Source organism: Flavobacterium sp. LS1R10, assembly GCF_003968825.1.
Taxonomy (GTDB): Bacteria; Bacteroidota; Bacteroidia; order Flavobacteriales; family Flavobacteriaceae; genus Flavobacterium.
Genome location: NZ_RYDH01000004.1, coordinates 161,796 through 176,981 on the forward strand (window position 1 = coordinate 161,796; position 15,186 = coordinate 176,981).

General features: G+C 33.9%; 15 protein-coding genes and 2 pseudogenes. All 17 read right to left on the minus strand.

Annotated elements, in window-relative coordinates; translation table 11 throughout:
• Positions 1-101 precede the first annotated feature (101 nt).
• On the minus strand, positions 102-971 hold the full coding sequence (rfbA, locus tag EKL96_RS09270; RefSeq protein WP_126461242.1) for a glucose-1-phosphate thymidylyltransferase RfbA: 870 nt from the start codon (positions 969-971) through the stop codon (positions 102-104).
• 148 nt (positions 972-1,119) lie between these two features.
• A complete protein-coding gene (gene rfbB / locus EKL96_RS09275) occupies positions 1,120-2,166 on the minus strand; it encodes a dTDP-glucose 4,6-dehydratase (RefSeq protein WP_126461250.1) in 1,047 nt (348 codons plus the stop codon).
• Between the two features lie 301 nt (positions 2,167-2,467).
• A complete protein-coding gene (gene rfbD / locus EKL96_RS09280; RefSeq protein ID WP_126461253.1) occupies positions 2,468-3,322 on the minus strand; it encodes a dTDP-4-dehydrorhamnose reductase in 855 nt (284 codons plus the stop codon).
• 65 nt (positions 3,323-3,387) lie between these two features.
• Positions 3,388-3,765 (minus strand): annotated as a pseudogene (locus tag EKL96_RS09285) (Bro-N domain-containing protein); the annotation flags it as partial.
• A 216-nt stretch (positions 3,766-3,981) separates the two neighbouring features.
• A complete protein-coding gene (gene rfbC, locus EKL96_RS09290; RefSeq protein ID WP_126461258.1) occupies positions 3,982-4,530 on the minus strand; it encodes a dTDP-4-dehydrorhamnose 3,5-epimerase in 549 nt (182 codons plus the stop codon).
• A 164-nt stretch (positions 4,531-4,694) separates the two neighbouring features.
• Positions 4,695-5,225, minus strand: a complete 531-nt coding sequence (locus EKL96_RS09295) for an ATP-binding protein (protein ID WP_126461261.1) — start codon at positions 5,223-5,225, stop codon at positions 4,695-4,697.
• Between the two features lie 51 nt (positions 5,226-5,276).
• The gene (locus EKL96_RS09300; protein WP_126461265.1) at positions 5,277-6,437 is read right to left on the minus strand and encodes an ATP-binding protein; all 1,161 of its coding nucleotides are present in this window, start codon (positions 6,435-6,437) and stop codon (positions 5,277-5,279) included.
• Positions 6,438-6,988: 551 nt separating this feature from the next.
• The gene (locus EKL96_RS09310; RefSeq protein WP_126461268.1) at positions 6,989-7,267 is read right to left on the minus strand and encodes a Txe/YoeB family addiction module toxin; all 279 of its coding nucleotides are present in this window, start codon (positions 7,265-7,267) and stop codon (positions 6,989-6,991) included.
• A gap of 112 nt (positions 7,268-7,379) precedes the next feature.
• Entirely contained in the window at positions 7,380-7,631 is a 252-nt protein-coding gene (locus EKL96_RS09315; protein ID WP_126461271.1) for a type II toxin-antitoxin system Phd/YefM family antitoxin, read from the minus strand.
• Between the two features lie 219 nt (positions 7,632-7,850).
• A pseudogene (locus EKL96_RS09320) lies at positions 7,851-8,345 on the minus strand (DegT/DnrJ/EryC1/StrS family aminotransferase); the annotation flags it as partial.
• A gap of 18 nt (positions 8,346-8,363) precedes the next feature.
• Complete coding sequence (locus EKL96_RS09325; RefSeq protein WP_126461276.1) at positions 8,364-9,197, minus strand: Bro-N domain-containing protein; 834 nt, start codon at positions 9,195-9,197, stop codon at positions 8,364-8,366.
• A gap of 99 nt (positions 9,198-9,296) precedes the next feature.
• Positions 9,297-10,439: a DegT/DnrJ/EryC1/StrS family aminotransferase gene (locus EKL96_RS09330; RefSeq protein WP_126461279.1), complete on the minus strand. Its 1,143-nt coding sequence runs from the start codon at positions 10,437-10,439 to the stop codon at positions 9,297-9,299.
• 81 nt (positions 10,440-10,520) lie between these two features.
• Positions 10,521-11,765, minus strand: coding sequence for an acyl-CoA reductase (locus EKL96_RS09335; protein ID WP_126461282.1), 1,245 nt, complete (start codon positions 11,763-11,765; stop codon positions 10,521-10,523).
• Positions 11,766-11,770: 5 nt separating this feature from the next.
• Positions 11,771-12,841, minus strand: coding sequence for an acyl-protein synthetase (locus EKL96_RS09340; protein ID WP_126461285.1), 1,071 nt, complete (start codon positions 12,839-12,841; stop codon positions 11,771-11,773).
• Positions 12,828-14,201 carry an AMP-binding protein gene (locus EKL96_RS09345; RefSeq protein WP_126461288.1) on the minus strand — a complete coding sequence of 458 codons (1,374 nt, stop codon included), beginning with the start codon at positions 14,199-14,201 and terminating at the stop codon, positions 12,828-12,830. The genes EKL96_RS09340 and EKL96_RS09345 overlap by 14 nt, the downstream gene beginning before the upstream one ends.
• A 4-nt stretch (positions 14,202-14,205) precedes the next feature.
• Positions 14,206-14,946 (minus strand): SDR family NAD(P)-dependent oxidoreductase, encoded by a 741-nt coding sequence (locus tag EKL96_RS09350; RefSeq protein WP_126461291.1) that lies wholly within the window; start codon positions 14,944-14,946, stop codon positions 14,206-14,208.
• Positions 14,947-14,949: 3 nt separating this feature from the next.
• Positions 14,950-15,186, minus strand: coding sequence for an acyl carrier protein (locus EKL96_RS09355; RefSeq protein WP_126461294.1), 237 nt, complete (start codon positions 15,184-15,186; stop codon positions 14,950-14,952).

A 15,186-nucleotide genomic window follows, 5' to 3' on the forward strand; every position in this document is an offset into this window, starting at 1 on the left:
TCTATTTTCGCTCTGCCAAAATTATTCGGAAATTTTGTTTTTGGACTGTAGCTATAACTATCCGTACTGCATCATTTGTCTAAATACTGCGCCCGAAATGCTTACAACTTATGCTTCAGCAATCCCAAAAGGTATTCTCCGTAACCTGATTTTCTCAAAGGCTCGGCTAGATCTTTCAATTGTTGCTCACTAATGAAACCCTGTCTCCACGCAATTTCTTCAATACAGCCCACTTTCAATCCTTGACGCTCTTCAATAACCTGAACAAATTGTCCCGCCTGCATTAAGCTATTAAAAGTACCGGTATCTAGCCAGGCCGTACCTCTGCTTAAAATTCCTACTTTCAAAGCCCCTTTTTCCAAGTACACTTTATTTACATCAGTAATTTCATATTCCCCTCTAGCACTTGGCTTGATATTCTTGGCAATTTCCACTACTGAATTATCATAAAAATACAAACCGGGTACCGCATAATTTGATTTGGGTTCTAACGGTTTCTCTTCAATAGAAAGCGCTTTAAAATCAGCATCAAATTCGACTACACCGTATCGTTCCGGGTCTGAAACATGATACGCAAATACGACCCCACCTTTAGGATTGGTATTGGATTGCAACAATTCATCCATATTGGATCCAAAGAAAATATTATCCCCTAAAACCAAAGCTACGCTGTCTTTCCCTATAAATTCTTCTCCAATAACAAAAGCTTGCGCTAATCCATTAGGAATGGCCTGCTCCGCATAACTAAATTGACAACCAATTGAAGACCCATCGCCTAATAATTTTTTGAAATTAGGCAAATCATGAGGAGTTGAAATAATTAATATTTCATTGATTCCCGCCATCATCAAAGTAGACAATGGATAATAAATCATGGGTTTGTCATAAACCGGCATCATTTGTTTGCTCATGGCCAGTGTTAACGGATGTAAACGGGTCCCGGAACCTCCGGCTAATATAATTCCTTTCATATATTTTTTATTTTTTTGCCACAAAGGCACTAAATTTCACAGGTATAATTTTTAATCTAAAATAATTTATTTTTTTAACTAATACCTTACAAAGGAAGTTTTTTCTATAGTTAAATCTACATCAGTTAAAAAAACGGACAACTGATCACTAATTATACTGCTTCTCGTAATAATTTGCATACTCCCCCGAAGTAATATTATTCAGCCAGGTTGGATTTTCCAAATACCAATTTACGGTCCTTTCCAATCCTTGTTCAAAAGTAACCGATGGTTTCCATCCCAATTCTCTGTTTATCTTACTGGCATCAATAGCATAACGCAAATCATGTCCGGGACGGTCTTTTACGTACGAAATTAATTGTTCCGAAGTTCCGGATGCCCTTCCTAATTTCTCATCCATTATTTTGCAAAGCAATTTAACCAAATCAATATTTTGCCATTCGTTAAATCCACCAATATTATACGTATCATGGTTAACTCCTTCATGAAAAACCAAATCAATGGCTACCGCATGATCTTCTACAAAAAGCCAATCGCGGGTATATTTCCCGTCACCATAAACGGGTAAGGGTTTGTTTTGAATGATATTATTGATGAATAATGGAATCAATTTTTCAGGAAAATGAAACGGCCCGTAATTATTGGAACAATTGGTCAACACATAAGGCAAGCCATACGTTTCTCCATACGCTCTGACAAAATGATCCGAACTGGCTTTTGAAGCCGAGTACGGAGAATTAGGATCATACGCAGTAGTCTCCGTAAACAATCCTTCGGCACCTAAACTGCCATAAACCTCATCGGTACTGATGTGGTAAAAACGTTTTCCTTCGTAATTGCCTTGCCAAGTAGCCTTAGCCGCATTCAATAAATTCATCGTTCCGATAACATTTGTTTTCACAAAAGACAACGGATCGGTTATAGAACGATCCACATGAGATTCGGCAGCTAAATGCAAAACACCATCAAATTGATGCTCCGCAAACAATTGATCAATGAATGGCGCATCAACGATATCTCCTTTTATAAAAGTATAGTTAGGCGCTTTTTCAATATCAACAATATTTTCGAGATTCCCAGCATACGTGAGTGCATCCAAATTAACAATTTGATATTGCGGATACTTCTTTACAAAAAGCCGTACGACATGGGACCCAATAAAACCGGCCCCACCGGTGATTAGTATTTTTTTCATTTTTAGATTTTATTTTTAATTCGTTTTAACAAAACTTCCCGAAATTTATTTTTTGTTTCCCCCTGGCCCAGAGCGTGCGAAAAATAAAATTTAGTCAGTTTCTTTTTTGTTTCCCCCTCGCCTAGAGCGTGCGAAAAATAAAATTTAGTTAGTTTCTTTTTTGTTTCCCCCTGTCCCTAAAGGGAGCAAAAAAGAAACACAAAATCCGATTTAAAATTAACAGGCTTTATTTAAATTACGTTTTGGATTTTCGGCTCCCTTTAGGGGTGGGGCAAAACGGAAATTTTACACAACCCCTAACTCATAACCCACCTTTCATACAAACAGCTAAACTCTCTTTATAATCCGGAACAACAATACCATAAACTCGTTTAATCTTGCTTTTATCCAATAAAGAAAAAGCTGGACGTTTGGCAGGTGTAGGATAAGCCGCTGAGGGAATTCCTTTCACTTCACAAGTATACCCACCAATATCCTGGATTGCCAGGACAAAGTCATACCAGCTGATTTCTCCTTCATTCGAATAATTATAGATTCCGGCAATCCAGTCTGGTGCTGTTACAATAGTCATCATAGCCTGAGCTAAATCGGCAGCATAAGTAGGCGAACCAATCTGATCGTTAACCACACTGATCGTATCTCGTTCTTGTAATAATCGTTGCATGGTTTTTACAAAATTGTTTCCAAATCTGCTATACACCCATGAAGTTCTAATGATAATTGCATCGGGATTTGCTTTCAAACAAGCTAACTCTCCCGCTCTTTTGGTTACTCCATACACATTAACAGGTTGCGTTAGGGCCTCCTCGCTCAATGCGACAGCTGATGTCCCGTCAAAAACGTAATCAGTAGAAATATGAATTAGTTTTACAGAATGATCTTTCGTATATTGAGCAATAATGGCGACCGCTAAATGATTAACAATATCCGCTAATTCGTGTTCTGTTTCTGCTTTATCAACGGCTGTATAGGCACCACAATTTAATATAAAATCTGGAGTAATTTCTTCTAATTGACTTTGTAAAATCGACAAATTATCCAAGGACACTTGCGTTCTGTCTGCAAAAATCCATTCGAACTGAGGGTAGTTTTTAGACAACACCTTTAATTCAGAACCCAATTGCCCATTAGCACCAGTAACTACTATTTTCTTCATTTATCTTTTTAATTTTTCACTCCTCACTTTTCCTCTTCTCACTCCTCACTTTCAACTTCTCACAAGTCAATCGTGAGTTCTGGATCTTGCATTTCATCCAAACGTTCCGAAGCTATCTGTGCCAACCAAAGCTTAAATGGTTCAGCTTTTGGTGAAGGTATCGATTGTATTAACCTAAAAAGTTGCTCGGTATCGAAGACATCCGTCTTATAATATTTCCCATCGACAGATTGCATTTTCAGTTGACTACAATTTGTAGTCAACTGACTTCCCTCTTTTTTTAAACGCATTTTTAAAACACTCCAATATTTTCTTGCATTAGGAGTGCCTGTCAAAATATCAATTACATCAACAATAGAAAAGTACCATTTCTCTTGATCGGAATCCCAAAGAGTCCGTACTTTTTTATCATCAAATAACTGTAAGGCTTGGCGCTGTATCATAACGAAAAATTTAAAAATTTACTTCTACAAAGATAATAGCTTTAATTCATCTATTTTATAATACTAAAAATCAATACTTTACATTTATAGTTAGTCAATTTATGATCAACCGGTCGATTTTCAAATCACAAACAAAACTACTTAATGTCTTTGCTTCCTGATTACTATCAGGATTGCGATTAAAACTGCCTCTCGATATGACCTTAAACTCTCTTTTCAAAACTCCCAATCAATATCCTCAAAACTCGGCAAAACCAAATCCTTTTGAGAAACAATAACTTCATCAGGACTCACTTGCCAATCAATGGCCAAAGTAGGATCATCATACCTAATCCCTCTTTCGCTCTCCTTATGATACAATTGATCTACTTTGTATAGCACCGAAGCAGTTTCACTCAAAACCGAAAAACCATGGGCAAAACCGTGGGGAACCATCAATTGTTTTTTATTGGTTGCACTTAAAATCACACTAAAATGCTGTCCATAAGTAGATGAGTTTTTGCGTAAATCGACCGCCACATCAAGGATTTCTCCTTCAAACACACGCACCAATTTAGCTTGTGCAAAAGGATTAATCTGCAAATGCAATCCCCGAATCACCCCACGTTTGGAGAAAGACTGATTGTCCTGTATAAATTGATAGAAAATCCCATGTTCATGAAATTGAGCCTCATTGTAGGCTTCAAAAAAATAACCCCTCGAGTCTTCAAAAACTGTCGGGGAAATAAGTACTAAATCTTTTATATTTGTTTTTTCAATGGTCATCTTGTAATTGTAATTTTATTTATTCTATCATTTAATTGTAAGTAAGTCGAAAGTTTAAAAGTCGTAAAGTCAAAAGAATTAACTTTAAGTAAAACAGCTTTAAATCAAATTTTTACATGATTTTATCCTGATTTTAAAATACGACATTATACCAGGGTTATTACTTAATACAGAAAGCCAAACAACCACAATGGAATTTTATTTTGAAAACCATACTCAATATCGTCTGCGGCGATATAGGAATTTTCGATACCTTCAATTTGTTTCATCGACTTATCCTTTCCTCCAATTTCAAAAGAATATAAATCACTTACAAAAAAATCAGTTTTTTCGTGATGGCTCAACTTATTTTTATACCCCAATTGATTTGCAAAAAAGGTCTCTCTAGCCTTACCAATAGTAGCTTTTGAAGGAGAAAGTGTAAACATTAAATTTGTGTTTTCTAAATAAATCTTAGCTGGTTTTTGCAATTTCACACTTCCTTTAGCTTCTTTTTGCAAGTTAATGGTCAAACCTACTTCTTCCAAATAATGTAGATAAGTCATTAAAGTAGTTCTATTTATACCAATTTTATCACTTAAATTACTCACATTAGGTATAAAAGGAACCGATTCAGAGATTATAGCCAACAATTGTTTGATTTTTGGAACAAAGCCCAAATCAACACCTCGCAATAAAGGTAACTCCATTTTCATTGTGGGATATTCTTTTATATCATTACGAATCCTACTAAAACCAATAAAAGATTACAGTAGTTTATTTTCAATCGAATTTATTGCACTAAATGGAATTCCCGTAATAGAATTGCTCCTTTTTTGAACCAAGTCACCCCCATAAATCACATATCCCCCTTCTTTCTGAGCTAGTTTATTCCAATAAACAACTCCTTTAAAATAATCAATGGTTATTGTTTGCCCTGATTTTATCTCAATAGGAATTATATCCATCCCATTATCAATAATCAAGTCTATTTCTTTCCCTAAATTATCTCTCCAAAAATAAAGGTTATTGGTCTTGGCTTTATTAAATCTACTTTTAAGAAAATCAACAATAATCAAATTTTCAAAAAGCGCACCTCTAAATGGATGAACGTCAATTTGCTCACTATTTTGAATTCCCAATAAGGCAGACGCTAATCCCGTATCATAGAAATATAATTTAGGCATTTTTACAACTCTTTTGTTAAAATTAGAGTGATACGGTTGTAAACGGAACACTACAAAACTAGCTTCCAAAACACTAATCCAAGAACTAATCGTCTTTGTATCAACACCTATTTCTACCGCCAAACTATTCATATTCAACAACTGACCAATTCTACCAGCACATAATCGCAAGAATTTTTCAAAAACCACCAAATTGGTTATATTCTTAATCAGCCTAACGTCTCGCTCAATATATGTTCTAATATAATTTGAATACCACTGCGTAGTATCAACAGTGTCATTATATAACGAAGGATAGCAACCTTTAAAAATAGTCTGGCTAATAGTACGCTCCTTATCACCTATTTCGTGCAAAGTCAGTGGTAACAGATTAAGATAACCCACTCTTCCTGCTAAGCTCTGAGATATGCTTTCCTGCAACAAAAAATTATTTGAACCCGTTATAATAAATAAACCTTTTACAACTGATTCATCAAGGATTTGTTGCAAATAGGAAAAAATATCTGGAACTCTTTGCGCCTCATCAAATATTGCTCCATTGGGATAGTTTGACAAAAAGCCTCTTGGGTCTTCAATAGCAAACAAACGAATGTCGGGATTTTCAAAACTCACATACTCCTTGTCTTTAAAAATCCACCGTACCAAGGTAGTCTTACCAGACTGTCTCGGTCCAACCACGGCAACTGCTTTAAACTGCTTTGCCAAAGCTATAATTTCTTTTTCTGCTTCTCTACGTATCATTCTACAAATCTATACAATTACGGAATCAAATTCCATAATTGTATAGATTTTTTTAATCTGCGCCAATCTGCGTGAAATTTTTTTAACGCATCGGCGTGAAACTTTTCTATTTAAAACAATCAATATCAAATCGATATTCATCTTGAATTTCTCCTAACAAATAATCTCCCATGACCAATAATTTTGCTCCTTCCTTGAGTGCTTGAATACTACTTACGTACCCTTGAGGAATATAGAGAATATCAAGTGTTTCAGCATTTATTTATAATAAAAGAGAGTGATTTTAACCTTTTGGAAGGATTCTCCCAATTATCAATGGCAATCAATTCAATTTTAAAACTACCTTGTACAACAGAAAACCACCGTTGCTCTGTGCGGTGTCCTTACCACCCACGAACAAATGTGGTTTCGCTATTTTCTATGAGATAAATTCTTTTTATAGCCGTTGAATCAAAAGAATTATTAAATCGAAGGGTACCTCTAGTATCAGAATGATTTCCTCCTATAATTATTTTTGAAATTATTTTATTGGCAGTTGCAAATAGAACGTATTATTTGTCATCATAATGAAATCTACATTGAATAATAATACATTTTTGATCAATCCCTTTTGTTCCTTTTATGGAATAAACTAATCTATGTTCACCTGTAATTCTTCTTGACCAAAATCCTTTTAACCCAAACTTTAAAGGTTCTGGTTTTCCAATCCCTTTAAAACAATTTTGCTTAATTGATTTTATTAACTCTTTAATTTTATCAAGTACATCAGCATCATTTTCTATCCAATAGGTAAAATCTTCCCAACCATGACTTGTAAATTCGATATTCATATGAAGATAATATTTGTTTTTGTCTTTCTCGATAGCTGTCGGGAGGAATCGCCATTCTTCATTCCAGTTTGTGATTTAGAATCATTGCGATTTCATGATTTTGTAAATTCTATTAATCTAATGAATAGGGAATTGTTTCTCCTTCCTTTAGTTGACCAATAGATTCTTGAAGTCTATTCCTATTACTCTTGGTGGATAACAGATGCTCTGTTTCCAAAAGTGAATTATATTCTTGAATTGACATAATGACAACCGCTTCATTCTCTTTATTTCTAGGAACTACAATTACTTCCATCGATTGAGAAACATAATCAAAGTATTCTTTCATCCCTTTTCTTAATGCTGAAATTGTTATCGCTTTCATAATTTATTATTTTTTTTACAAATGTACAAAAAAATGTACTCAATATTGTACCACTTAACAATGTTTTATTTACGGGGATATCTGGATATTTTTACACGCCGATAATCGCTGATCTAGCTCCACGCCGATTTTCGCAGATTCTTTAAAATCTTTAAAAAATAGGCGCTACTCTGCACTTTTTTAATCTGCGCCAATCTGCGTGAAATTTTTATTTAGAAATTAGTTACGTTGTTTAAAAAAAGCATGGACAACTGCCGAAATCCGCTCCCTCTCCTCATTCGTCAAATTAGACCCGGAAGGCAGACACAACCCATTTTCAAATAAAGTTTCAGCAACTGTACTACCATAGTATGGGTACTTCTCAAAAATAGGCTGTAAATGCATTGGTTTCCATAAAGGACGACATTCAATATTGGCTTGCTCGAAAGCCAACCGTAAAGCTTCTCTATTAATTCCTTTCGCTGCATTAGGTTCCACCACAATGGAACTCAGCCAGTAATTAGCAAAATAATCATCATTTGGAGCTTCAAAAACGGTTACTGCTGCAATATCCTTGAATAAATCAACATAAAAAGCATGCATTTTTCTTCGCAAAGCCACATGATCGTCTAAAACTTCCATTTGACCGCGGCCGATACCAGCACAAATAGTACTCATTCTATAATTATACCCTATTTCACTGTGTTGGTAATGCGGCGCATCATCTCTCGATCGTTCTTTTTTGCAAATCGATTACTGTTTTTTATTTTTCTCTTGCAAAACCTGTTTTGCATTCAATCCTGTTACAACTTTTTTACCTGTTCTAGCTTCCAATTCTTGAAGAGCTACTTTAGCAACGTTTCCCCCCTGTTGAGCCACTTTTTGACTCTCTTCAAAACTTTTAGGATTTACGGCTTGCGAAATATCTTTGGTAGAAGCCTCCGCTAGCATATTCAAAATCAATTCTGTATTAGTCATATTGTCCCGCAGATTTTCCTTTTTCAATCCCTTCAAAATTTTATACTCTTTAGTAGTTTTATCCGACCAAGCTTTGGTAATAATATCGGTTAATGTTGCAAACTGAATTCCTTCTTTCAGCCCTTTGTTTTTCCATTCATCGGTCAGTTCTTTTCGGATTTCAATACTTTTCAGTCGTTGATTGATCCAACTTTCCGAATAACCCAATTGCAAATACTGTTCTAAGGCGCGATCGATCGTCAGTTCAGGATCTTGCATCTCATCCAAACGTTCTGATGCTATTTGTGCCAACCAAAGTTTAAAAGGTTCCGCTGTTGGTGAAGGTATCGATTGTATCAGTCTGAAAAGCTGCTCGGTATCTGCCACATCAGTTTTATAAAACTTTCCATCGGCAGATTGCATTTTCAGTTGTACGATATCCTCGTACAACTGGCTCCCTTCCTTGGACAACTTCTTTTTTAAATCCGTCCAATACCTTCTAGGGATTGTACTATCGGTTAGTACAAGAATAACATCCACTATAGAAAAATACCATTTCTCTTGTTCAGAATCCCAAAGGGTGCGCACTTTTTTTTCTTCAAATAACTGTAAAGCTTGGCGTTGTGTCATACTCTATATTTTTAAAAGTTTACTTTTACAAAGATCGTATATCCGTTATTTGCATACTTATCAACTTTCAGTTTCGAACTGACAATAGCTAACCGATAACTACAAACCGAAAACCCTTCTCACCACCCCGGCAATCCGCTCCCTGTCCTCATTCGTCAAATTAGAACCGGAAGGCAGACACAACCCCTTTTTAAATAAAGTTTCAGCAACTGTACTTCCATAGTATGGGTACTTCTCAAAAATAGGCTGTAAATGCATTGGTTTCCATAAAGGACGACATTCAATATTGGCTTGCTCGAAAGCCAAACGCAAAGCTTCTCTATTAATTCCTTTCACTGCATCAGGTTCCACCATAATGGAACTCAGCCAGTAATTAGCAAAATAATCATCATTTGGAGCTTCAAAAACGGTTACTGCTGCAATATCCTTGAATAAATCGACATAAAAAGCATGCATTTTTCTTCGCAAAGCCACATGATCGTCTAAAACTTCCATTTGCCCACGGCCAATACCGGCACAAATATTACTCATTCTGTAATTATAGCCTATTTCACTGTGCTGGTAATGAGGAGCATCATCTCGCGACTGTGTGGCAAAAAACACAGCTCTGTCTTTCAACTCCTTCGTTCGAGTAACAATAGCACCACCTCCAGAAGTGGTAATGATTTTATTCCCATTAAAAGATAAAACCCCTATATCCCCAAAAGTACCGCACTTCTGACCTTTATAAGAACTTCCCAAAGCCTCCGCACTGTCCTCTAGAATTGGAATACCATATTTATCCGCTATTGTTCTAATTTCATCAATTTGATACGGCACACCATACAAATGCACTGCAATAATCGCTTTAGGCGTTTTTCCTGTAGCAATTCGGTCTACTATTGCCTCTTCTAAGGCAATCGGGCATAAATTCCAGGTGTCCGTTTCGCTGTCAATAAAAACAGGAATTGCCCCTTGATACAATATAGGATTAGCCGAAGCCGAAAAAGTCATACTTTGACAAAGTACTTCATCGCCAGCTTGGACTCCTAAAAGGATTAATCCCAAATGTATCGCTGCCGTACCCGAACTTAAAGCTCCGACATGAGATTGATTCCCTAGATAGGATTCTAAATCGTGTTCCAAACCGTTTACGTTTGGTCCTAGCGGCGCTACCCAATTGGCATCAAAAGCCTCTTGTACAAATTTTTGTTCGTTTCCTCCCATGTGTGGTGAGGAAAGCCATATTTTTGGATTATTCATGCTTAAATTTTTATGAAGTATTTTGCTTTATCTATACATATACTTTTTTCTGTTAATATAAAGTACTAGGAGCATTTTAGCTTATTTTATAAATACTTTCTTACTCAATTCGTCAAATAAATTATAACCATCCCAAATATAATTAAAATTTAATGCTTGTCCCAAAGGAACAATCCTATCAATACCCTCACCATTTGATAATTGAAACAAAGCTTCTAAATCACTTTCTTTCAAACCAAAATAAGAAACTGTTTGAACTTTGGGAGTATGTAAATTGATCAAAGATGTTGTAGATATTATATTACGTACATAAAAATACCCCCCACCACAGCCATGTAATGTAGATTCGTCAACATTAGTATTAAGTTCTAAGAATTTAATATAATTATTCCCTGATTGAGAAACTATGACATCTTCAATTGCATCATCAACCATTCTATTTAACTTTAACGAAGAGATTGAAGCTAAATCTGTTTCGTAGTTTATTTTCAAATAATCAGAAACATCTTCTTGAAATTTAATTACACACTTTTTATATTGATTTTCGTCACCTATAAAATAGATTGTTTGGGGTGAAGAACAACCCATCTGATCGAAGGTATATGCATCATTATAAAAATTACGAATAACTACTTTAATCTCTTTTTCGTCAAGATCAAGATAAGAATTACAGTCTATACACAACATCGAAACTCTGTCAGCGAAGACAATATCTTTAGTTCTTGGTGAAGTTCTAAATTTCTTAAAAGTTTTTATCGTTTGATCTCCTCCCCAAATCACACGAACATTTACTGATTCAGAGATAGATGAACTTATAGAGTCATTATGAGGATAACTTATGATGTTAATATAAGACTTAAAAATAGTAAATTTTTCTTGTTGAATAGTACTATTCAAAACATCAAACAACATTTTTACATGAGGAGCTTCCATCCTTGAAGAAACGCGCAAAATATTTTTATTCCCCATTAAGACCGAAACCGTTAGACTATAGATAAACATTGTATCGACATTTGCGGGACAAATGTGAAAAACTTTACCTAAGGGAGAAGTTCTATATGAAGATCCCAAAAACAAATGATTATTTTCATCTTTTAACTGGTTCAAATTCGCTTTCCTCAACCAAAATCCTAAAGCTGCAATCTCTGGAAGGTGATTAATAGTTCTGTTTGATAAAATATTTTTTGAAAATGAATCAAAAAAATCTATTGTAATACCATCAAAAGGCTTTAATAAATAAGCGCTATTATCAAATACTTTTAAATCTTTTAATAAAACTTTAGTTAAATGATTAGGACTTAACTGACTTACTTCTAAATTTTCCATTTATTTTATTTAGTTTTGAAGGTATCACTACAACCCCTTAACTCTGCTCTTTTAGCTCTACCTATAATTTTAAAATACTTACCTTTCCATCCATTAGAAGCATCATCCTCACCCATTAAAACACCAATATCTTCAGTTAGTAACGAATGACCCGGATAGCTTTTAGGTAATGCACTTATCACCTGTATCAAACCCTCTTTACCTGGTGGCTGAACTGAGAAATCATATGGGTTACGAATGATTACATCAGCAAAGTTAGGGCAATGCAAATACCCATCACTGTTCTCTAAAAAAACAGACCCAACCTGTTCTACCATACCATAAAAATTATAAATATGTTTAAGATTAAATTTTTCCTTAAGTGAGTTTCTAAAAGTTGGATTATCAACAGCTATATCAATTAGTTTTTTCCAACCTCCACTATGTATTAATATAGCCTTACTCAAATCATATTTATTTTTCAAATTAGCATTAAATAAATACTGCCAAACCATAAAAGTAAAACCAAAAATTAAAATCGGTTTACCATTATGCTTTTCAAGAAAAAGTTTCAAAACCTCTTCATCAGGTTCAAATTTATCATCTAACACATAAGTATGATCTTTACCAAAAATAGAAACCCCTAAAACTCCTGCACCTCTTGCTGAAAAAGAAGATTTATTAGAAAATATTGATTTTGAATCAATTATCAGCATTGGAAGACGAGAAGTTCCGACTACATGAGAAATTATTTTAGACAAAGCAAATGTTTGTAATTTAGCAGTTTCCTTATCCAAATAAATTTTACTAACTTGTTGCCCTGTTGTACCACTTGAAGTCAAAACTTTAAATATTTCTTCTTCTGCAATGCTTTTTATTTGATGATTTTTAAAAGCCGAAACAGGAATAAAAGGCAAATCTTCTAATGTTTTTACAACATGATCCCTACCCCAAATCTTTTCTTTAATTTGCTTGTACTCTAACGAATTATTTAAGTGAAAGTCATTAAGTTGAGCTAACAAACCGTTCATATAATCTCGTTTTTCCGTACGTTCAAGACTATATTGTTTTAAATTAATTAAATTATTTAGCTCCATACATTTTTATAAGTTCTTTATAATCAATCTTACCGTTTAAAGTTATAGGCATTCCTACTATATATTTAGATTTAACAACTGAAATATGAAGTTTTAAATCTGTTGAAATAAACTTGTTTAACTCCTTCAAATCTAATTCCCCATCAGTTGTAAATATAACCAACTGACTGTCGTTAAAACCAACACATCGTACACTTACATCAAACTGCTTAAATATCAACGTTTCAACTTCGTCGAGATTAATTCTGTTACCAAATATCTTTGTTACGCGTTTTAATCTTCCTGTAATATAGTAAAACCCATTCTCGTCAATCCTAGCTATATCACCTGTTTTTAATACTTTTTCTGCTACAAATGAACTTAGGTCTTCACGTTTTTCTACATAACCACCGAAAACATTAGGTCCAATATAACTTAATTCACCTGTAGTCTCATCAATAGAAAAACTTCCATTTAATATTGGTTTACCTATAGACCCTACTTTATCTAATGTAAATTCAGGTGATAAAAAAGACATTCTAGCGGTAGCTTCCGTTTGCCCATACATTACATAAAATTTAAGCCCGTTCTCATAAGCATATTGGCCATATTTACTAACTAAAGCATCTTGCAATTTACCACCAGCTTGAGTAAAGTATTTTAAAGAATTATAAGTTTTTTTTGTAAAACCAATTCTGTCTAACATTTCATAAACAAACGGAACACCAGCAAAGCTAGTATATCCATATTTATGAAAACTTTCCCAAAATTCTTTTTTTAAAGGATCGTCATTTGTACAGATAATCCTACCTCCTTTTAATGCATTACTAGTTAAGATAGATAACCCATATGAATAAAATATAGGCAAATTTAGAGGCGTGACATCAGTACTATTAATTGGTAAATAGTCACATATTGAAACGGCATTAGCAATTAAATTCTCTTCAGATAATTTAACAAATTTAGGAGAACCCGTTGTGCCAGAAGTACTTATCAAAATCTTTACTTCATCATCAATCCTAAAGATATCCTTTTTAATTAACTGAAAATATTTTATACTTTTTTCATTTAAATTATCATATCCTGAAATTTCAATTCTTACATTATCAAAAATTAAAACAGGTTTATATAGTTCCTCCAACTCTTCTTTAAAATGATTAGTTAAAGATGGAGACAAAAGTGCAATACAATGATTACTCTTCATGAGAGACCAAAAAATTGATATTGCTTCTATTGAGTTATCAAGATAAGCAAAAACCAAAACCTTGTTAGTTTCTAAAAAATTTAAAGAAGAAATATCCTCTAATGAATAAACATTAGCATTTTGATTATCTATAAATTCTAAATTTACATTCTGTAAAGCTTGTTCGAAAAATTTCATAAAATTAAATTATCATTCCCCCATCAACTCCTATTATTTGTCCTGTAACATAACTAGATAAATCAGAAGCTAAAAAAAGAGCCACTTTTGCTACATCTTCTGGTTGACCTAATCTTCTCATACCAATAGACTTTAAATTTTTTTCATAAAATTTCTCATCCATCCCTTTAGTCATATCAGTATCTATAAAGCCTGGCGCTATTGCATTTACTCTTATATTAAGACCTGATAGCTCTTTACTTAATGATTTTGTTAATCCTATAATTGCAGCCTTGCTAGAACCATAAATAGATTGCCCCAAATTACCATTAGTTCCTATTATAGAAGATACATTAATAATTGATCCTCCTCTTTTACGAATTAATGGTTTCAAAGCAAATTGCGAAGGAAGAATAGTACCGTAAACATTGGTACTGTAAATTTCTTCAATCACTTCTGGTTTAATCATCTGTAAAGTGGCATCTTTCATTATTCCTGCATTGTTCACCAAACAATCAATGAAAATTTTTTGACTGTTTAAAGAATCGAAAACCTTTTTTATACTTGCAATCTTTGTGACATCCATTTCATAACTTAGATGCTCTACAGTGTGAAAAGGCAATGAATTTTTTAATTTATTAAGACCATCAACATCTCTTCCTGTAAGTACTAATCTAGCACCTTCCTTTGCAAAAAGTTCAGCTATAGCCTTACCAATACCTTTAGATGCACCAGTAATTAATACAATCTTATTTTCAATAATCATAATTTAGAATTTAATTCCATGTTTAGCTAATATCTCTTGTGCCTTTTCTACTGAACTCATTTCAATGACATCATCAGTTTCTAGTGAGATATCAAAATCCTCCTCTATCTGACTAATCAATATCATATGAGAAATAGAATCCCATTCAACAATACTTTGATATGCCAAATCGTTCGTAATGGCTTCAATTTCTAAATCTAAAGCTTCTGAAAATGAATTTCTTAATTTTTCGTAGTTCAT